Source organism: Burkholderia humptydooensis (assembly GCF_001513745.1).
GTDB classification, from domain to species: Bacteria; Pseudomonadota; Gammaproteobacteria; order Burkholderiales; family Burkholderiaceae; genus Burkholderia; species Burkholderia humptydooensis.
On the sequence record NZ_CP013380.1, the window covers coordinates 437,638 to 457,785 of the forward strand.

Annotated in this window: 16 protein-coding genes; 11 read left to right on the forward strand and 5 right to left on the reverse strand. The window is 66.6% G+C overall.

All coding sequences use genetic code 11. The features are described 5' to 3' along the window. Positions 1-12: 12 nt before the first annotated feature. Positions 13-627: a type VI secretion system lipoprotein TssJ gene (tssJ, locus tag AQ610_RS02090; protein WP_006029382.1), complete on the reverse strand. Its 615-nt coding sequence runs from the start codon at positions 625-627 to the stop codon at positions 13-15. 97 nt (positions 628-724) lie between these two features. Here tssJ and AQ610_RS35720 point away from each other — a divergent pair, with 97 nt between their 5' ends. From AQ610_RS35720 to tssA, 10 genes are all read left to right on the forward strand, one after another. Beyond that, complete coding sequence (locus AQ610_RS35720) at positions 725-910, forward strand: hypothetical protein (protein ID WP_006029383.1); 186 nt, start codon at positions 725-727, stop codon at positions 908-910. A 91-nt stretch (positions 911-1,001) separates the two neighbouring features. Beyond that, a complete protein-coding gene (locus AQ610_RS02095; RefSeq protein WP_015601514.1) occupies positions 1,002-1,667 on the forward strand; it encodes a tetratricopeptide repeat protein in 666 nt (221 codons plus the stop codon). A 36-nt stretch (positions 1,668-1,703) separates the two neighbouring features. After that, entirely contained in the window at positions 1,704-2,222 is a 519-nt protein-coding gene (tssB, locus tag AQ610_RS02100) for a type VI secretion system contractile sheath small subunit (protein ID WP_006029385.1), read from the forward strand. A gap of 16 nt (positions 2,223-2,238) precedes the next feature. Then, the gene (tssC, locus tag AQ610_RS02105; RefSeq protein WP_006029386.1) at positions 2,239-3,729 is read left to right on the forward strand and encodes a type VI secretion system contractile sheath large subunit; all 1,491 of its coding nucleotides are present in this window, start codon (positions 2,239-2,241) and stop codon (positions 3,727-3,729) included. A 72-nt stretch (positions 3,730-3,801) separates the two neighbouring features. Next, positions 3,802-4,305, forward strand: coding sequence for an Hcp family type VI secretion system effector (locus AQ610_RS02110; protein WP_006029387.1), 504 nt, complete (start codon positions 3,802-3,804; stop codon positions 4,303-4,305). A gap of 51 nt (positions 4,306-4,356) precedes the next feature. Further along, complete coding sequence (gene tssE / locus AQ610_RS02115; protein ID WP_006029388.1) at positions 4,357-4,839, forward strand: type VI secretion system baseplate subunit TssE; 483 nt, start codon at positions 4,357-4,359, stop codon at positions 4,837-4,839. Positions 4,840-4,918: 79 nt separating this feature from the next. Continuing rightward, positions 4,919-6,757 carry a type VI secretion system baseplate subunit TssF gene (gene tssF / locus AQ610_RS02120; protein ID WP_006029389.1) on the forward strand — a complete coding sequence of 613 codons (1,839 nt, stop codon included), beginning with the start codon at positions 4,919-4,921 and terminating at the stop codon, positions 6,755-6,757. Then, complete coding sequence (gene tssG, locus AQ610_RS02125) at positions 6,721-7,821, forward strand: type VI secretion system baseplate subunit TssG (protein WP_006029390.1); 1,101 nt, start codon at positions 6,721-6,723, stop codon at positions 7,819-7,821. The genes tssF and tssG overlap by 37 nt, the downstream gene beginning before the upstream one ends. Positions 7,822-7,854: 33 nt before the next feature. Continuing rightward, entirely contained in the window at positions 7,855-10,524 is a 2,670-nt protein-coding gene (gene tssH, locus AQ610_RS02130) for a type VI secretion system ATPase TssH (RefSeq protein WP_006029391.1), read from the forward strand. Between the two features lie 85 nt (positions 10,525-10,609). Then, positions 10,610-11,740, forward strand: a complete 1,131-nt coding sequence (tssA, locus tag AQ610_RS02135) for a type VI secretion system protein TssA (RefSeq protein ID WP_006029392.1) — start codon at positions 10,610-10,612, stop codon at positions 11,738-11,740. A 177-nt stretch (positions 11,741-11,917) separates the two neighbouring features. Here the strand turns inward: tssA and AQ610_RS02140 are convergent, their stop codons facing one another. From AQ610_RS02140 to AQ610_RS02155, 4 genes are all read right to left on the reverse strand, one after another. Further along, positions 11,918-12,859 (reverse strand): OmpA family protein, encoded by a 942-nt coding sequence (locus AQ610_RS02140; protein WP_006029393.1) that lies wholly within the window; start codon positions 12,857-12,859, stop codon positions 11,918-11,920. Between the two features lie 4 nt (positions 12,860-12,863). Then, positions 12,864-13,853 carry a type VI secretion system-associated protein TagF gene (gene tagF, locus AQ610_RS02145; protein WP_006029394.1) on the reverse strand — a complete coding sequence of 330 codons (990 nt, stop codon included), beginning with the start codon at positions 13,851-13,853 and terminating at the stop codon, positions 12,864-12,866. Next, a complete protein-coding gene (tssM, locus tag AQ610_RS02150) occupies positions 13,850-17,752 on the reverse strand; it encodes a type VI secretion system membrane subunit TssM (RefSeq protein WP_006029395.1) in 3,903 nt (1,300 codons plus the stop codon). Before tssM ends, tagF begins: the two co-directional genes overlap by 4 nt. Before the next feature lie 293 nt (positions 17,753-18,045). Then, on the reverse strand, positions 18,046-18,897 hold the full coding sequence (locus AQ610_RS02155) for a M15 family metallopeptidase (protein WP_006029396.1): 852 nt from the start codon (positions 18,895-18,897) through the stop codon (positions 18,046-18,048). Between the two features lie 125 nt (positions 18,898-19,022). Between AQ610_RS02155 and AQ610_RS02160 the strand changes: the two genes are divergently transcribed. Beyond that, on the forward strand, positions 19,023-19,994 hold the full coding sequence (locus AQ610_RS02160; protein WP_006029397.1) for a hypothetical protein: 972 nt from the start codon (positions 19,023-19,025) through the stop codon (positions 19,992-19,994). Positions 19,995-20,148: the final 154 nt, after the last annotated feature.

Consider the following 20,148-nt stretch of genomic DNA (forward strand, 5'->3'; position numbering starts at 1 on the left):
TCATCTCGAATTTCACCCGCAATTCACCGATGACAGCAAATCGAGCCGCTGCGCCGGCATGCCTTGCTGCGAAGGCAGGACGGTGCCGCCCGTCACGGTCATCGCGCAGTTGTGCAGGCCGATAATTATGCCGGATTTCTCGGACTTCGCAGGATCGAAAGTCAGCTTCCAGCGCTGTAGCGCCGGGTCGCGAAAAAGCGCGACGATGCCGAATGCCTGCGCTTCGCGCGACACCTTTTCGGTTGCGTTGTAGCGCTGTCCCGGAATCAGCGTGATTTCGCGCACGCTCAGCAGATCGGCGCCGAGCGCGGTCTTCTCTTTCGCCGGATCGGTGAAGCTGTCGAACGACGCCTGCTGGAACGACGTCGGGTCTTTCAGTGCGTAGAGGCGCACGACGAGCGCGAGCGGACGGTTGTCGTTCGCGGCGTTGAGGTTCTGCGCCGCATAGAGCGTGAGGCCGAGATTGCGCGGCGGCTTCTGCGAATCGGGCACGTCGGGCTTGCCGACGCCCACCATCTGCAGCGCGGCGCTGCCCGCCGAACCGAGGAGCGGCACGGCGGCGGCGCAGCCGCCGAGCAGGATGCAGGCGGCGAGCGGCAGCGCGTAACGAGTCACATGCGGATTCATCGATTTTTCCGGGCGTGGCGCCCATTGCTCCCTGTCAAAACTATCAGTTACTTTGCCGATTTGGCAGCGCAAAAATGTCTGCGGCTTCAAATGCCGGATGGCTGCCGTCAATGCTGTCTTATTCGGAAAAATTTTCCGCCGATTGGGCGAAATCGAATTCTTTTGCGGCAATAATTGCAATGGAAGCGGTACACGTGTGATTCCCGAAGTTTGCGCGACGCGTCAGGCGGCGCGCCGCACTGCTTTTAAAACGGCCGCTCTTCACGCGAAGATTGAATTATGAAAAATTGATCGGTACTATACCCGCGCGCTTGTGGCAAAGCAAAATCACGAATTCTCAACGATTTAAAACTCCCGCGCCGGGGATATAAATGATGAAAGACCGTCTCTTCGCAAAACTTTCTGGGGTAGTGCTGGCCTGCGGCATCATCGCCGGTTGCGCATCGCAGCCGACGCCGCCGACGGCCGAAGCGTTCAACAAGTCGTTGGCCGACGCCGACGCGGTGGCGAAGGCGGGCGATCAGGAGCGCGCAATCGGCCTTTACCAGCAACTCGCGAAGTCCGATCCGACGCGTGAGGAGCCCTGGGCCCGGATCGCGCAGATCCAGTTCCAGCAAGGTCACTACGGCCAGGCAATCGTCGCCGCGCAGGAAGCGTTGCAGCGCGACAAGACTGACCGTCAGGCGAAGAGCGTGCTCGCCGTCGCGGGCCTGCGCATCGCGACCGAATCGCTCGGCGAGCTGCGCCAGGATGCGTCGCTCGCCGGCGACGCGAAGTCCGACGCGCAAGCGCTCGCGAAGCAACTGCGCGACACGCTCGGCGAGGCCGCGCTGTTCCCGCCGGAGCAGCAGGCGACGAAGCCCGTCGTGAAGAAGCGCCGCATCGTCCGCCGCGCGAAGCCGGTGCACGAGGCCGCGCCCGCCGAGAACGCGACGGCGGCGGCTACGCCTGCCACGCCGCCCGCCACCCCCGCGACGCCCGCCACCACGTCGGCGCCCGCGAAGGCGGCAGGCGGCGATCCGTTCAGCGCACTGCGTTGAGCCGCGCTCGATCCACACACTAACCGGGAGCCGTCGATGGCGAAGAAAGAAAGCATTCAAAAGCGCTTGCAGAAAGTGCGGCCGCCCCGCGTCCAACTGACGTACGAGGTCGAACGGGGCGATGCGATCGAGATCAAGGAACTGCCGTTCGTCGTCGGAGTCGTCGGCGATCTGGCGGGGCAATCGGAAGTCGAGCAGCCGAAGCTGCGCGATCGCAAGTTCGTCAACATCGACCGCGACAACTTCGACGACGTGATGAAGGCGATCGAGCCGCGCGCCACGTTCCAGGTGGAGAACCGCCTGAGCGAGGCGGGCGGCAAGTTCGCGGTCGATCTGAAGTTCCGCTCGATCAACGATTTCAATCCGGACGAGGTCGTCGGGCAGGTCGAGCCGTTGCGGCGCCTGCTCGAGGCGCGCTCGAAGCTCGCCGACCTGCGCAACAAGCTGGCCGGCAACGACAAGCTCGAAGACCTGCTGAGCGAAGTGCTGTCGAACACGCAGCAGCTCGAAGCGCTGAAGAAGAGCGCGGACGGCGGCGACAAGCAGGGTGAATGAGTAACGGGGTGGTGAAATGAACCAGCAAACGGCTGCGGCCCAATCGACCGGCGCTCAAGTCGGCGCGCAATCCTCGCTGCTCGACGAGATCGTCGAGAAGAGCAAGGTCGCTAAATCCGAATCCGAGCATGCGCGCGCGAAGGACCTGATCGGCGAACTCGTCCATCAGGTGCTCGACGGCACGGTGGTCGTGTCGGACAACCTGTCGGCGACGATCGACGCGCGCGTCGCGGAGCTCGACCGCCTGATTTCGTCGCAGCTCTCGGCCGTGATGCACGCGGCGGAGTTCCAGCGTCTCGAAAGCACGTGGCGCGGGCTCGACTATCTGGTGAAGGAAAGCAACACCGGTTCGACGATCAAGATCAAGGCGCTGCACGCGCCGAAGCGCGATCTCGTGCGCGACTTCAAGAACGCGACCGAGTTCGACCAGAGCGCGCTCTTCAAGAAGGTCTACGAAGAAGAATTCGGCACGTTCGGCGGCTCGCCGTTCGGCGTGCTGGTGGGCGATTACGAGATCTCGCGCCAGCCGGAAGACCTGTACTTCGTCGAGCAGATGTCGCATGTCGCGGCGGCCGCGCACGCGCCGTTCGTCGCGTCGGCGGCGCCCGAGCTGCTCGGCCTCGAATCGTTCGCCGATCTGGGCAAGCCGCGCGATCTCGGCAAGGTGTTCGACACCGTCGAATACGCGAAATGGAAGTCGTTCCGCGATTCCGAGGATTCGCGCTACGTCGGCCTCACGCTGCCGCGCTTCCTCGGCCGCCTGCCGTTCAATCCGAAGGACGGCGCGATCGCGGAGGGCTTCAACTTCGTCGAGGACGTCGACGGCACCGATCACGACAAGTACCTGTGGTGCAATGCGTCGTGGGCGTTCGCCGCGCGCCTGACGGCCGCGTTCGACGACTTCGGCTGGTGCGCGGCGATTCGCGGCGTCGAAGGCGGCGGCCTCGTCGAGGATCTGCCGACGCACACGTTCAAGACCGATGACGGCGAAATCGCGCTCAAGTGCCCGACCGAGATCGCGATCACCGACCGCCGCGAGAAGGAGCTGAGCGACCTCGGCTTCATCCCGCTCGTGCATTGCAAGAATTCCGATTACGCCGCGTTCTTCGCCGCGCAGTCGGTGCAGAAACCCAAGAAATACAGCACCGACAGCGCCAATGCGAACGCCGTCCTGTCCGCTCAACTGCAGTACATCTTCTCGGTATCGCGCATCGCGCATTACCTGAAGGCGATGATGCGCGACAAGATCGGCAGCTTCGCGTCCGCGCAGAACGTCGAAACGTTCCTCAATCGCTGGATCTCGCAGTACGTGCTGCTCGACGACGACGCGACCCAGGAACAGAAAGCGCAGTTCCCGCTGCGCGAGGCCTCCGTACAAGTGTCAGAGATTCCGGGCAAGCCGGGTGCGTATCGTTCGGTCGCGTTCTTGCGTCCGCACTTCCAGCTCGACGAGTTGTCGATTTCTCTGCGCCTTGTCGCTGATCTGCCCAAACCGGCAAATTCATGAGCGAGCTGAGATCGCCCGGGCGGGCCGCCCGGGTAGGACGTTAAAACCACCTCTTTGGGGAGTCGAAAGACCATGTTACACATGCATCTGAAGTTCGGTAATCCGGCCATCAAAGGCGAGTCCGCGGACAAGGACCACGCCGGCTGGATCGAACTGAAATCCTGGGATCACTCGATCGTTCAGCCGCGTTCGGCAACCGCGTCGACCGCAGGCGGCCATACGGCAACGCGTTGCGAACACGGCGACATGGTGTTCACGAAGGAAATCGATTCGTCGAGCCCGTTGCTGTATCAGCACGCGTCGGGCGGCACCACGTTCGACGAGGTGACGATCGATTTCCTGCGCGCCGACGGCGAAGGCGAGCGCGTCAAGTATCTCGAGATCAAGCTGAAGTACGTGATCATCTCGAGCATCGCGCCGAGCGTGCAGAACGAAGGCCTGCCGATCGAGACCTTCTCGCTGAAGTACGCGGCGGTCCAGTGGAAGCAGACTCAGCAGAAGATCGGCGGCAACCAGGGCGGCAACACGCAGGGCGCCTGGAGCCTCACGAAGAACGACAAGACCTACGCGGTCTAAGTTCGACGCGGGAACGGGGCACGGTGCGTGCCCCGTTTTGCTTGGAGCCCGATGAAACGCTTCGAACCGAGCTTCCTCGACAAGCTGTTCGACGACGAACCGCATGTGCCGGCGCCAGCCGCGATGCGGCAATTGTCGCTGGAAGAGCTGAAGACCACGGTCGCGCGCGACGTCGAGGCGATCCTCAACACGCGCATCGCGCTGACCGAAGAAGATCTCGCCGCGCTGCCGGAATGCCGGCGCTCGGTGCTGACCTACGGGCTGAACGATTTCGCCGGCCTGAGCCTCGCGAGCCACTACGACCGCACGTTCATTTGCAAGTCGATTCAGCAGGCGATCGCGCGGCACGAGCCGAGGCTGCAGCAGGTGTCGGTGACGTTCGAGCTGAACGAGCAGTCGACGAGCGCGCTCTATTTCGCGATCCAGGCGCTGCTCGTCGTGCATCCCGCCGAGGAGCCGGTGACCTTCGATGCGATGCTGCAGCCGTCGACGTTGCAATATTCGGTGACGCGTTCGCGCGCCGCCAAGGTGTGAGCCGTAGCGCGTGAGCCGCCGGGCGCCGCGCGGCAACGAGAAGCCCGGCACGAGAGCATCAAGGTTTCGGGGATCGTCGATGGAAGAGTTGTTGCCGTATTACGAACGCGAACTGTCGTTTCTGCGGCGCTATTCGCCCGAATTCGCAAACCGATACCCGAAGATCGCCGCGCGTCTGTCGCAGGCGGGCGAGCATTGCGAGGATCCGCATGTCGAGCGAATGATCGAATCGTTCGCGCTGCTCGGCGCGCGGATCAACAAGAAGCTCGACGACGAGTATCCCGAATTCACCGAAGCGCTCGTCGAAGTCCTCTATCCGCATTATCTGCGGCCGTTCCCCTCATGCTCGATCGCGCAGTTCGGCGCGTCGCATGCGTTCGCCGAACTGACCGGGCCGCAGGTCGTCGAGCGCGGCACCGAGTTGAAGAGCCGCGCGATTCGCGGCGTGCAGTGCCGGTTCCGCACGGCGTACGACGTGACGCTCGCGCCGATCCGGCTTGCCGACGCGCGCCACGGATCGATCGCCGCGGCGCCCGCCGCTGCCATGCTCCCCGGCAACGCGACGGGCGTGATCTCGATCGCGTTCGAATCGACGTCGCCGCAGCTCGACCTCGCGGCGCTGAAGCTCGGCAAGCTGCGCGCGCATCTGCACGGCGAGCAGTCGTTCGTCGCCGCGCTGACCGATTGCCTGTTCGCGCACACGCTTGCTTGCTATGTCGAACCCGATCGCAGCGGCCGCTGGATCGCGCTCGGCAAGACGCCGTTCGAACACGCGGGATTCGACGAGGCCGACGCGCTGATCGACTATCCGGCCCGCTCGCACCCGGCCTATCGGCTGCTGACCGAATACTTCGCATTCCCGGACAAATTCAACTTCGTCGACTTCGACCTGAGCGCGCTCACGCAGCGCGCCGGGCGTTGCCGGCAACTGACGCTGCATATCGCGCTGCGCGACGTGCGCAGCGATTCGCACGTCGCGCGGCTGCTCGACTTGCTGAGTGCGAGCCACTTCCGGCTTTTCTGCACGCCGGTCGTCAACCTGTTCCGCCAGCACGGCGAGCCGATCCGGATCGACCATCGGGCGGTATCGTATCCGGTGATCGGCGACGCGCGCCGCGCGTTCGCCTACGAGGTGTATTCGATCGATTCGGTGCACCTCGTGCGGCAGCGCGCGGATCGCGAAACGGTCGTGGAATTCCGGCCGTTCTATTCGTTGCATCACGGCGAGACGGGGCAGGCCGGCCACTACTGGTTCGCGCGCCGCAACGACGACGTCGCGCGCAAGAGCCCCGGTTACGAAACCGAGATTTCGGTCGTCGACGTCGATTTCGAGCCAGGCGCGCCGCAAACCGACACGCTGAGCCTCGACCTCACCTGCACGAACCGCGACTTGCCGGCCGCGCTCGCGACGGGGCTCGACGGCGGCGATCTGTTCATCGAAGGTGATGCTCAGCGCGGCCCGATCGCACTGCTGCGCCGGCCCACGCCGAGCGCGCGCTTCGAGCGCGGCCACGCCGCGCACTGGCGACTCGTGTCGCATCTCGCGCTCAGTCACGTGTCGCTTGCCGAAGAAGGGCTCGCCGCGCTGAAGGAGGTGCTCGTGCTGTACGATCTGAGACGCTCCGCGGTGTCGACGCGCCACATCGACGGAATCGTCGGCATCGAGCAGAGGAGCGCCGTGCAGTGGCTGCCAGGCAAGCCGTTTGCGACGTTCGTGCGCGGCGTCGAGATCCGGCTCGCGATCGACGACGAGCATTTCGTCGGCTCGAGCCTCGCGACCTTCGTGCGGATGATCGACGCCTTCTTCGGGCTGTACGTGCACCTCAACAGCTTTGTTCAACTGATCGTCGTGTCCAGGCGCACCGGCGAGGAGATCATGCGATGCAAACCGCGCAGCGGCGAATCGATCCTGGCGTAGTCGAGCGGCTGCTCGACGAGCCGCATCGCTTCGAGTTCTTCCAGGCGGTGCGGCTGCTCGAGACCTGGTTCGCGAAGCGCCATCCGCAGCGCCATGCGGCGAGACGGCCGGGCGAGATCGTCGCGCGGCGGATCGGCTTTCGCAATACGCTGTCGCTCGGCTTTCCGCCGAGCGAGATCGAGCGCGCGCAGTCGTACGACGAAGCGGGCGACGCGCTGAAGGACGATTCGCAGCGCAACGCGGCGGTGGAGGCGGGCGCGCTGTCGCGCGTGGAGCTCACGCCGGCGTTCTTCGGGCTGCTGGGCGGCCAGGGTGCGCTGCCGCTGCACTACACCGAGCAGATCATCGCGCGCGAGCAGTTGAAGCGCGATCACGCCGCGCGCGCGTTCTTCGACGTCTTCTCGAACCGCGCGACCGCGCTGTTCTACTCGGCGTGGAAGAAGTACCGGCTGCCGCTGCATTACGAGCTCGACCGCGACGAGCGCTATCTGCCGCTCTTGCTCGCGCTCGCGGGCGTGTCGAACGACGATGCGCGCTCGACCGTGCAGCAGGGCCGCGGCGTGCTGCTCGACGAAGCGATCGCCGGCTACGCGCTCGCCGCGCGGCATCGGCCGGTATCGGCCGCGTATCTGCAGCGCACGCTGTCCGAGTATTTCTGCGTGCCGATTCGCATCGAGCAGTTCGTCGGCAAGTGGTACGACGTGCCGTCCGATCAACTGAGCGTGCTCGGCGACGTGAACGTGACGCTCGGCGCGACGGCGCTCGTCGGCGAACGCGTGTGGCAGCGCGACATGCGCGCGCGGCTCGTCGTCGGCCCGCTGTCGAAGCGCGACTACGAAGCGTTCCTGCCCGGCGAGGAGCGCGCGATCGCGCTCGAGCGGATGCTGACGCTGCTCGCCGGCGTGACGCTCGAATACGAGGTGTCGCTCGTGCTGCGCCGCACGGAAGTCGGCGCGAGCATCCTCGGCGCGGGCGCGCGGCTCGGCTGGGATGCGTTCCTCTGCACGCGCGAAGCCGAGCGCGATCGCGCCGACGCGCGCTACGAGCTGCACGTCATTCATTGATAACAACGATCGAACCTGAGTGGACCGTAACCGATGAGCACGCCCCTGAAGACCCTGATCGCGAAACTGAATCCGGTGTGCCGGAAGGCCGCCGAGCGCGCCGCCAGCCACTGCTTCGCACGCGGTCACTACGAAGTGGATCTCGAACACCTGTTTCTCGCGCTGCTCGACGAATCGACCGGCGACGTGCCCCTCGTGCTGCGCGCGAGCGGCGTCGATCCGCACGCGCTGCGCGCGGATCTCGAACGCGAGCTCGAAGGACTGAAGACGGGCAACACGCGCACGCCGGTGTTCTCGGTGCATCTGACCGAGCTGTTCGAGCAGGCGTGGCTCATCGCGTCGCTCGATTCGCAGATCGGCCGGATTCGCTCGGGCCATCTGCTGCTTGCGCTGCTGACGGGGCCGGATCTCGCGCAGTTCGCGCAGCGGATGTCGTCGCAGTTCGCGCGCGTGCGCGTCGACGATCTGAAGCACAAGTTCGACGAGATCGCCGCGGGCTCGGCCGAAGCCGAGCCGCGGCAGGCCGATGCCGACGGGGCGGCGCCGGACGGTGCGGCCGCGTCGGGCGGCGCGCCGCGCGGCCCGTCGAAGACGCCGGCGCTCGACACGTACACGACGAACCTCACGCAGCGCGCGCGCGAAGGCAGGATCGACCCGGTGATCGGCCGCGACGCGGAGATTCGCCAGGCAATCGACATCCTGATGCGCCGCCGGCAGAACAATCCGATCATGACGGGCGAGGCGGGCGTCGGCAAGACGGCCGTCGTCGAAGGGCTCGCGCTGCGGATCGCGGCCGACGACGTGCCGCCGCCGCTTCGCGGCGTCGCGCTGCACGTGCTCGACATGGGCCTCCTGCAGGCGGGCGCGAGCGTGAAGGGCGAGTTCGAGAATCGCCTGAAGAGCGTGATCGACGAAGTGAAGAAGAGCGCGCATCCGATCATTCTCTTCATCGACGAAGCGCACACGATCATCGGCGCGGGCGGGCAGGCGGGCCAGAACGACGCGGCGAACCTGCTGAAGCCGGCGCTCGCGCGCGGCGAGCTGCGCACGATCGCGGCGACGACGTGGAGCGAATACAAGAAGTACTTCGAAAAGGACGCGGCGCTCGCGCGGCGCTTCCAGGTTGTGAAGATCGAGGAGCCGAGCGAGCCGCTCGCCGCCGCGATGCTGCGCGGGATGGCGGGGCTGATGGAGCAGCACTTCAGCGTGCGGATTCTCGACGACGCGATCACCGAGGCGGTGCGGCTGTCGCATCGCTACATCAGCGGCCGCCAACTGCCGGACAAGGCGATCAGCGTGCTCGACACCGCGTGCGCGAAGGTCGCGCTCGCGCACAGCGCGACGCCTGCCGCGATCGACGATGCGAAAAAGCGCATTGAGCGGATCGACGCGGAGATCGCGGCGCTCGAGCGTGAGGCCGCGAGCGGCGCCGTGCACGATGAGCGCCTCGCCGAGTTGCGCGACGCGCGCGAAGCCGATCTGAAGGCGCTTGCCGACGACGAGGCGCGCTACGAAGAGGAGCGCGCGCTCGTGACCGAAATCGGCGCGCTGCGCGCCGAGCTCGACGCCGCGCGCGAGCCGTCCGCCGACGGACGGCCGGCCGACGTCGACGCGACGCGCGCGAAGCTCGCCGAGCGTGTCGGCGCATTGCGCGCGCTGCAGGGCAGCCGGCCGATGGTGCCGCTGCAGGTCGACGGCCATGTCGTCGCGGAAATCGTCGCGTCGTGGACGGGCATTCCGCTCGGCCGGATGGTGAAGGACGAGATCGAGACCGTGCTCAATCTGCGCGAGCTGCTCGGCGCGCGCGTGATCGGCCAGGACCACGCGCTCGATGCGATCGCGCAGCGCGTGCGCACCGCGACCGCGAACCTCGAGGACCCGAACAAGCCGCGCGGCGTGTTCATGTTCGTCGGGCCATCGGGCGTCGGCAAGACCGAGACCGCGCTCGCGCTCGCCGACGTGCTGTACGGCGGCGAACGCAAGATGATCACGATCAACATGAGCGAGTATCAGGAGGCGCACAGCGTGTCGGGCCTGAAGGGCTCGCCGCCCGGCTACGTCGGCTACGGCGAGGGCGGCGTGCTGACGGAAGCGGTGCGCCGCAATCCGTATTCGGTCGTGCTGCTCGACGAAGTCGAGAAGGCGCATCCGGACGTGCTCGAGATGTTCTTCCAGGTGTTCGACAAGGGCGCGATGGACGACGCCGAAGGCCGCGAGATCGACTTCCGCAATACGCTGATCATCCTGACGTCGAACGTCGGCTCGTCGGCGGTGATGCAGGTGTGCCTGAACAAGGCGCCGGAAGAGCTGCCCGACGCCGAGACGCTTGCCGAGACGCTGCGCCCGCAGCTCTACAAGACCTTCAAGCCCGCGTTCCTCGGCCGGATGAAGGTGATTCCGTACTATCCGATCTCCGACGACGTGCTCGCCGAGATCATCGAGCTGAAGCTCGAACGGATTCGCCGCCGGATCGAAGCGAACCACAAGGCCGCGTTCGAATGGGACGAGTCGCTCGTCGACGCCGTGCTCGCGCGCTGCACCGAAGTCGATTCGGGCGCGCGCAACGTCGATCACATCCTGAACGGCACGCTGCTGCCGGAGATCGCCGAGCACGTGCTGTCGCGCATCGCCGACGGCGCGGCGATCGCGCGGATCGCCGCGCGTGCGGCCGAGACGGGCGAGTTCGAGTACACGGTCGAGTAAGACCGGCGCGCGGCGCGCGCGTCACGCGCCGCGCGTGTCTTCACGCAACGATGGACGCCGCAACGCACTGACATAGCATTCGACCATGCCGATCAACCTCTCCGAGCTGCTGACGCCGATCAGCGAAGCGTCGCCGTGCGGCGACGATCTCCTCTTCTCCGCCGAATTCGACGCGATCCAGCACGCGCGCAAGTTCGACGATCCGTCGCTCGACCAGGGCGAGTGGATCACCGACATCAAGGAAGCGGACTGGAGCTTCGTCGTCGAGCAATCGAGCGCGCTGTTGCGCGAGCGCACCAAGGATCTGCGGCTCGCGGTGTGGCTGACCGAGGCGCTCGCGCTCGAGGACGGCATCGGCGGGCTCACGCAGGGCTACGCACTGCTCACGAGCCTTTGCCGGCAATTCTGGGATCACGTGCATCCGCTGCCCGACGGCGACGACGCCGAGTACCGGCTCGGCAACATCGCGTGGCTCGCCGGGCGCACAGTCGAGCTGCTGCGCGCGGTGCCGCTCACCGACGGCGCGTCGAACGCGTTCAGCGAGCTCGACTGGGACGTCGCGCAACACGTCGCGCAGGCGATCCGGCGCGATCCCGAGCAGGCGAGCGAGATCGCGCGCGGCAAGCCGTCGGTCGAGCAGATCGAGGCGTCGAAGCGGATGACGTCCGTCGCGTTCTATGCGCGGCTGCTCGGCGAGCTGAAAACGTTCCAGGCGGCGCTCGACGCGCTCGAGCAGGAACTCGGCCAGCGCGCGGGCGACGCGGCGCCGAGCTTTCGGCAGGCGCGCGACGCGTACGACACCGTCTACCGGCTCGCCGAGCGCTTCGCGAAGGAGCAGGGCTACTCGGCCGACGCGCAGCCGCAGGCCGTCGCGCCGAATGCGCCGGGCGCGTCGCAAGAGCGCGCGGAGCCGAGCTTCAAGACGCCGCTTCATTCGGAGGACCCCGTGCAGAGACACGCACACGCGCCGTCCGCGCCCGCGCCGCTCGTGATCGCCGGCATCCAGAATCGTGCGCAGGCGGTCGAGCAGTTGCGCGCGGTCGCGAAGTATTTCCGCGGGACCGAGCCGCACAGCCCGGTCGCGTACCTCGCCGACAAGGCGGCCGAGTGGGCGGACATGCCGCTGCATCAATGGCTCGCGTCGGTCGTCAAGGACGACGGCTCGCTCGCGCATATCCGCGAGCTGCTCGGCCTGAAGCCGGACGACAACGCGTGAGCGCAGGCCGGAGCGCGTCGGCCGGCCGCGAAAAAAAGCGACGGAGAGGTCCCGAGGGATCATCCGTCGCTTTCTTGTATTTTCTTTTTGTATTTCCGTATCGACGATGCGCCGATGACGGCGATGGCATCGATATCGCGGATGTCGTCGATGTGGGGCGTGCGGGCGGCGCGCCGCTTACTGCCCCGCGCGGAATTCGATCCGGCGGTTGCGCGCGCGCCCGTCGGCCGAGTCGTTCGACGCGATCGGCTGGTCGGGGCCGACGCCCGTCGTCGTCAGTTGCTGCGACGCGATGCCCTTCGCCACCAGATAGCCCTTCACTGCATCCGCGCGCGCCTGGCTGAGCGCGATGTTCGACGTGCGATTGCCCGAATTGTCGGTGTGGCCGATGATCTCGACCGTCCGGTTCGACATCTTCGCGAGCGCGGCCGCCATCTGGTCGAGAATCGCGCGGCCTTGCGGCGTGAGCGTCGCGCTGCCGGTCTCGAACTCGATCGTGCGGTTCGCGAGCGTCTGGTCGAGGAGACCCTGCTCGGACGCGCTCACGCGCAACCCGTTCTTGATCGTGTAGGTCGGGTTCAGCGCGTTCGCCATGTCGCTCGCGAGCTGCTGCCGCTGCGCTTCGTTGCGCACTTCGCCCTTCACGTCGATCTGCGTGCCGTCGATCTTCAACTGTCCCTTGCTGATCTGCTTCAGTTGCGGGCCGATCAGCTTCTGGACGTTCGCGGACCAGTTCGGCGGCGTCGCGACGTCGCCGACTTCGATCTGGTCGACGACGTTCGCGGCGCCGTACGTGTCGCGCAGGCGCTGCAGCACGGCGGCCTTCGTCGCTTCGTCGGCGACCTTGCCGCCGGCGACGACCTGGCCCGGCGTCGCATTCGCCGGCGGCGGCGACGCCACGGCCGCACCCGCGTGCGCGGCCGCGCCGTTTGCCACCGCGGCGGGCGCGGCGAGCGGCGTCGCTTTCACGGGCACGCCGCCCGCGTCGATCGGCGTGACGGTTGCGGGGCCGACGTTGTCGGCGCGCGCGGCGCCGCCCAGCGTGCCGCCGAGCGCGAGCGCGGCGAGCACGAGCGCGAAACGGGAAGCGGGGCGGGAGGAGAGGCGCGGCTTCGTCATCGCATTACGCTCCGGCGAATGCTTCGCGGAACGTGTCGATGCACACGCGCAGCGACAGTTGCGGTTGATCGAGATAACTGACGAGCTTGCTGATCCCATGGTCGTTTTGCGCATGTGCGTCGATCCATTCCGGATCGTCGATGTCGATGTTGTGTTCGGCGTAAGTCTGGGGATCGACCACGCTGTGCAGGGTCTTCGCGGACGCGCCGTTGAAGCCGATGATGAGCCGCTCGCGCTCGGCGATCGTGCCGATGAAGATCGCGAGCTCGAAGTCGGCGCGCGACACGAACGGCGCGACGAGCTCGAGCCAGAACGCGGCGACGAGGCTCCGGTAGAACGGATCGGTCGGCAGCGGCAGCGTGAGCCCGCGCTCGATGTGCGACGTGCCGCTTTGCATCACCGGGCGCAGCAGCGAGCCGAGCGCGAGCATCGCGCCGCGCAGCTTCACCGGATGGCCGCTCGCGAGCAGCATCTGCTCGAGGCCGAAGAGGGTCTGGTGCTCGATGAAATCGTTGAACGTGCCGTCGTGCGCGCTGCCCGGGCCGCCCGTGTCGATCGGCACCTGCGTGTCGCCGAGCGCCTGCAGCGCGCCGGGCGGCTCCTGCGGGCCGAGGAGCGACTGCATCTGCGCGGCGGCGCGCGACCAGAGCCGCGCGAACGCGAGCGGGCTGCGCGCAAGGAACGTGAGCGGCCGCTCGACTTCGAGCGCCGTCGCGGCGAGGAACGGGAAGCGCCGGTTCGATGCGTCGTGGCTCGCGATCATGTGGCCCGCGATCGCGAGCCGGCTCTTCGAGCCGAGAAACGCGAAGTGCATCGGCTTCGCGCTTTCGTAGACGATCTTCCAGCGCGGGTCGTCGGCGAGGAGCTCCATCGCGCGCGCGATCCAGTGGTCGAGCGTCTGCAGCAACTGCGGGTTGTGCGCGCTCTTCACGAAGTCGCCGCGCGACGGGATCTTGCCGAAGTAGGCGATCTGGGCCTGGACCGTTTGCGTCATTGCGCCCCCTGTGCGTTCGATGCGGAAGCCGTCGCGACGGCGGCCTGCGGGGCCGCGGCCGCGGCGCCCGAGCCGGGCTGCGCCGTTGCATTGGCCGCGCCGCCCGCGCTCGCGTCGGCGACCGACGACGGCAGGCGCAGGCCGCGCAGGCTCTGCTGCTGCGGCTGATCGCCGCCGCCGCCCGTCGGTTGCGACGTGCTGATGATGCGCATCGTCACCGACACGCTGACGTTGCCTTGCGTCCACGTCAGATCGAACGTGCCGTCCGGACGGCGCTTGCGTTGCGCCGAGTTGATCAGCTTCTCGAGGCCGTAGCGGCCCGGCTCGTTGACGAGCTGCACCGTGCGGCCGTCGAATGTCGTCGCGGACAGCGTCGCGCCGGGCGAGCCCTGCGGGTTCGGCCACACGAAGTTCATCCATTGCGGAGGCGTGTTGCGGTAGCGCAGTTGCTGGCCGTCGATCGCGATCGTGTACTCGGTCGTGCCGCTGCTAGGCTGCGGCAACACCTGGAACACGGTCTGCGGCTCGGACGACGCGCCTGCGCCCGTCGCCGCGCCGCCCGCGAGCGGCGCGACCCAGCGCGCGAAGCCGCTCGTGAAGTCCGGCGTGAGCACGAGGCCCATGTCGCCCCAGGTGCGCGCGGACAGCGTGTCGCCGCGGCGCACCGCGAGCGGCCCGAGCGTCGTGCCGACGAACTTCGCGATCGAGCCGTCGGGGCCGAACACCTGCGCGATCTCGCCCGCGCCCGCTTCCACCTTCGCGCCCGCCGCAAACGGATACTTGTTCGCGAGCGAGTTCTGGAACGGCTGGTACACCTGCGCGTTCCACACCTTGTTCACCTCGACGCTCGCCGGCTGGATCACGACCGCGAACGCCTGCATCAGCGGCCGCACGAGGAGCGGACGCAGCGCCTTGCGTTGCGAATCGGTCAGGCCCGTCAGCATCTGCTCGTCGACGAACTTCAGCGAATCGGCGAGTTCCGAGCCGTTGCCGTCGAGCGTCTGCTGCATCAACTGACGCGCGCCGGGGCCGGGGTCGCCCTGGTTCTTGATCACGTTGAAGCGCGTGCGGGCCTTCGACAGCGTGTCCATGTAGCCCTTGAGCATCGACGTGCCGTCGCGCGTCGCGACGATCCGGCCGAGCCCGACGAACTCCTGGCCGATCGGGCCCATCGGCACGTCGGCGGGATTGCCGTTGATGTCGACGTTCGCCGCGATCTGGCCGCCCGGCTGGCGCGTGAACCACCGCTTGACCCAGTTCACGACGCCCGTCTGCGCCTTCTTGATCGTCGCGTTCGCGAGCGACGGGTTGTCCCACGACGTCTGGTCGTACGCGGTCTCGAGCACCTTGCGGATCGGCGAATCCTGCGGGTCGCCGAGCTTGTTCATCGCGTCGACCGCCTGAGTGAAGTTGCCGAAGCCCTGCACCGCGATGCCCTGCATGAACTTCTGCCAGTGCTGCGCGTATTCGGTCTTGTACATCGCGACGAGCGTCTTCTGGATCTGCTCGGGGCTGCCCTCGAGCGTCAGGTCGTCGGCCGATGCGGTGTTCAGCACCCAGTCCTTCGCCTGCAGCTCCTTCGTCGCGGCGTCGCGGATCGCCGGCTGCACGTACTGGAACCACGCCTCGCGCGTGAACGTGCCGGGGATCGCGTAGCTGCCCGCGACGAGGCCCGTGTTGCCTTCGCCGACGATGCGCGCGATCGTCATCGGCGCGAAGCGGGTCGACGCGCGCGCCTTGATCTCTTCATACACGCGCTGGCGGGCCGGCATTCCGCGCACGACGTGGCGCAGGTTCTCGCGGGTCTGGTCGACGAGCGCGAGATTCGCCTCGATCATCGGCCAGTCGTTGTCGGACACGCGCGACAGGTAGAACGTGATCATCCGCTCCGCGCTCTTGATCATCTCGTCGCGCGGCATGTTGCCGCGATTCGTCTCGAGCCAGCCGCGCCAGAAGCGCGCGACCTGGTCGGTCAGGTGCGCCTGTTCGACGTGCCGCTTGTCGGACAGCATCAGGTAGGTCTTCAGCGCGTTGTACGCGTCCTCGACGTTGGTCGGCGACGCGTCGTTATAGAGGCCGCCCTGCTGCTGGCCCTGCGCGGCGGCGGAGGACGGGGCCGCGCCCGGCGCCGCGGGATTCGTCGACACCGGCATCGGGCCCGCCGGCGTCGCGCCCGATTCGGGCGCGCGCGTCATCGGCGCGAGCTGGTCCGGATGCGCGTTCACGTCCTTCAGGAACGACGCGAGATTGTCCGACACGGGGGCGAGCAGGATCTGCCGCACGCCGTTGTAGTATTCGGTCAGCAGATGCTGCTCGAGCCGATTGCCCTGATACAGGCCGAGCGACACGGACAGCGGCTTGTCGCGGCGGAACTGCTCGAGCTGCTCGATCCGGTCCTCGAGGATGTCCATCGCCTGCAGGCGCGACTGCAGGTCGTTGCGGTTCTGCTGCAGACGGGTCACGTTGTCGAGGTCGGCCTGCACGTTCGAGACGAGCTGCTGGTTGCCGATCGTCGACCAGGTCCAGCCGCCGAGCGCGAGCGCGAGCGCCGCGACGAAGCCGAAGAACGTCGCGTAGCGCATGCGCGTCTTCGTCGGGCTCGCGAACTGGCGCACCGTCTGGCGATCCGCGAAGATCACCTTCGAGAACAGGTCGCGCAGGAAGAAGCCGTTCTTCGAGAACGCGCTGTGCGGTTTCGGCAGGCTTTGCGAATCGAGGCCGAAGCGATTCGCGATCCGCTGCGCGGCCGCGCTGTTCGTTTCGCCTTCCTGCAGCGCGCTCGTGAAGTAGAAACCGCGGAAGATCGGCTTGTACTGGAACGGGTTGTCCTCGAACAGCGTCGCGAGGAACGAGCGCAGCGCGGGCTTGATCGTCGAGAATTCGAGCGGGAAGCTCAGTTGGCCGGGCGAAAGCTTGTTGCCGCGGCTGATCGACAGTTGCGCGACGCTGATTTCCTTCAGCCCGTCATACAGTTCTTCGAAGCGCTGATCGAACAGCGCGACGACGTCGCGCTTCTCGTCCGGCTCGTACGGCAGCGTCGCGCCCCACACGCGGTCGTATTCCTGGCGATCGTTGCTGCTGAAGAATTCGGTGAAGCCCGTGATCAGATCGGCTTTCGTGAACATCACGTAGACGGGCGCGAACACTTCGAGCTTCTCGGTGAGCTCCTGCACGCGCTGGCGCAGGTTCTTCGCGAGATTGATCGCGAATTCGGGGCGGTTGCCCGTCAGCTCGGCGATGCTCGCCGTCACGATGATCCCGTTGATCGGCGCCTTCGGGCGATGGCGCTTGAGCAGATCGAGGAAGCCGAGCCATTCGCTGCGATCTTCCTCGTGCACCGAATAGCGGCCCGCGGTGTCGAGCAGGATGCCTTCCGTCGTGAAGAACCAGTCGCAGTTGCGCGTGCCGCCGATGCCGTGGATCACCGCGCTGTTCTTGTCCGCGAACGGAAACTGCAGCCCCGAGTTGATGACGGCGCTGCTCTTGCCCGCGGCCGGGTTGCCGATCACGATGTACCACGGCAGTTCGTACAGCGCGGAGCCGCCCGACACCTGGCCGATCTTCGAAGTCTTGATCGTCTTCACCGTGTCGGCGAGGCGGGTGCGCAGCACGTCGAGGTCCGCCCGCTTCGCGGGTTCGGCCACGGCGGCGGATACCTTGCCGGTTTCGGCCTGCTGCTCGAGGATGTCGCCGAGCTGGCGGTTCGCGCGGCGCACGCGCCAGCGGCGCCAGAGCTTCGTCGCGAGCCAGAGCGCGAGCGCGGCGGCGAGCGCGACGGCCGCCCATACGAGGCCGATCTGTAGCGCATCGGCCGCGATGAACAGAACCGCCGCGAGCGCGGCGAAGCCGACGATCGTGAGCGTGCGAGGGTGAGTCAACACGTTGAGGAAGCGTTGCATAGGACGTTCAGGTTCCGGTGCGATTCAGATTCGGTTCAGGCGATGGGGTGACGGCGCGAAACGTGTGCGCCGCGCGATGGGCGCGCATCGACAAGCGTGACGGCGTCGGGTGACGTCACGTTGTCGCGACTGCGTCTGGGGAGAAGAAGGGCCGCCGTAGCGGGACGTGCGACGGCATGCTCGCGCGCGGTGCGCCCATCGAGCGTCGCGCGTCGATCGAATGAATGCCGGATTGTGATCCCGTCGCGATGTCTGGTAGCCCCATGCCGCCCTCATTATTTACTGCTCGTCCTTCATCGAGCGGACGAGCGCCCGAGCTTGAAGCCGGGCTTATGGTATTCGACGTGTCCGAGGTCCATCATTTTCCATCGGCCACCCCAGGTCAAGCCGACCTCTTCGGCGACTTGTCCGTACAACTGATAGCCTCGCATGGCCCACGGATCTTTTTCCGAGATGACGAGCTTGCCGTCGCGCAGGAACGCGTTGTCAGCCGCCAGTCCGTATTGGTGATAACTCTGAAACGCCGCCGCATTGGTGACGTTGCCGCCCATTTGCGCCAATCGGTTTTGCCGCTCGGGGCTGCGGTAGCCTTCGAGCAGCGCCATTTCATAGCCGTGCTGCTCGCGCATGATCTTGTAGACGAGCAGCAGGCGCGTTCTGAAATCGGTGTCGAGCAAGTTCCAATCGCGGCTTGCGTCCTTCAGCGCGGGCCTGACCTGCTCGACCTCGCTGGTGGCGAAGACTTCGGGCGGCAGCGGCAGCGGCGGAACGAGCTGCTCGCCTTTTAAAAGCGCGGCGATTTTCTCGTCCGGGACGCGCAATGTATCGTCGTATTGGAATAGTTGCCGACCGCGCAACGCGATAGCAATCAATGGAGGCGTCGCAAGAATACCTGTCGTGGTCGCAATCAGCAAGCGCCGCCGCACTAGTAAATTTTGCATGCCGCTTAAAGTCGAGCGCGACATTTTTGCCGATTGCGCGAGACGCTCGCGCGCACGGGCCGCGCGATCGGATGCGCGCCGGCTGATTCGGCCATGAAATTGGGCGACCGAATCGAATACCGTCGCGCGCACTGCCGGCAATAACAGCAGCGCCGCAGCGAGGACGGCGACGGCGAAATAGGCGACTAGAACGACGGCGATCAAAGAAAACCCCGGAATATGGAATCGATTGTAATTTGCAATGCTTGATCTTAGAATCAGGCCTGCTTCCGCGTAGGCCGGGACAATATTATTGCGGCGAATTAAACCAGGATTCAACGAGACACTGAATGAGCGCGTCGGACGATTCGAATTCGAAAGCCCCGCCTAGCCTGCTTTCTTCCGATGCCGGCAAAGAGAGCGGCGCGAACAACTCGCGTATTCTCGCGAATCTTGAAGGCCGCGTCTCCCCCCAGACCGAAAACGCGCCGCGTTCGCGCAAAGGGCCGATCGCGCTTGTCGCGCTCGCCGTCGTCGCGGTAGCCGGGTGGGGCGCATGGCGATTGCAGCAGCCTTCCGCTGAATCGGCCGAAGTCGCGTCGGCGTCGGCGCCCGCCGTCGCGGCGGCGGGCGCGAGCCACGCCGTGCCGGCGAGCGCGGCGCAGGTTGCGCAGGCATCGGCGCCGCAGCCTGCGACGATCGTCAATGACGACAACGTCGCGAGCGATGCGAAGCCGGCCGCTGCCGCTTCGGCGGGCGGCGAGAGCCGCCTGTCGCGCGCGCTCGCGAACGGCGCGTCCGACGTGTCGACGACCGGGGCCATCGCGGGCGCGACGGCGGCCGCGGCTGCGGTTGCAGCAGCGAAGCCGGCGAAACGCGGGGAGAAGAGCGCCGCCGCGAAACAGGACAAGCAGGACGCGGTGCACGCGAAGGCGGAGGCCGCGGCGCGCAAGCGCCACGAAAAGACCCAGACCGCGGAAGCCGCGCAAGCGAGAAAGCCGCGCCGCGAGGCCGCTGCGAAGAAGAACGGGAAGGACGATCCGGACGCCGATCTGCTCGCCGCGCTCGTCGCGCGCACGAAGCCGGCCGACGCGGCGAAGTCTGCCGATGCGGCGAAGTCGAGCGCAAACGCGACGCCGAAGAAGGCCGCGGCGGCGGCAACCGCAACCGCATCCGCCGATGCATCGCTTGCTGCGCGCGTGAAGGAGTGCAGCGAGCGTGGTTTCTTCGAGGATCAACTGTGCCGCTGGCGCGTGTGTGAAAACCACTGGGGCAAAGATCCGGCGTGCCCGACTTCCGCGACGCAGAACCGCCAGCCGTGACGTGATGCGCGTGACGCGAACGCGTCGCGCTTTCGGTCGGCATCTCTCGCCGGCCTTTCAATCTTGCGTTTTTCCGCGCCGATGTCGAATCGCGGCGCGCGTCTCGGCATCCGGCAGTCGCTTCGTCATTCCGGGCGTGAACGCGACGCCGCCG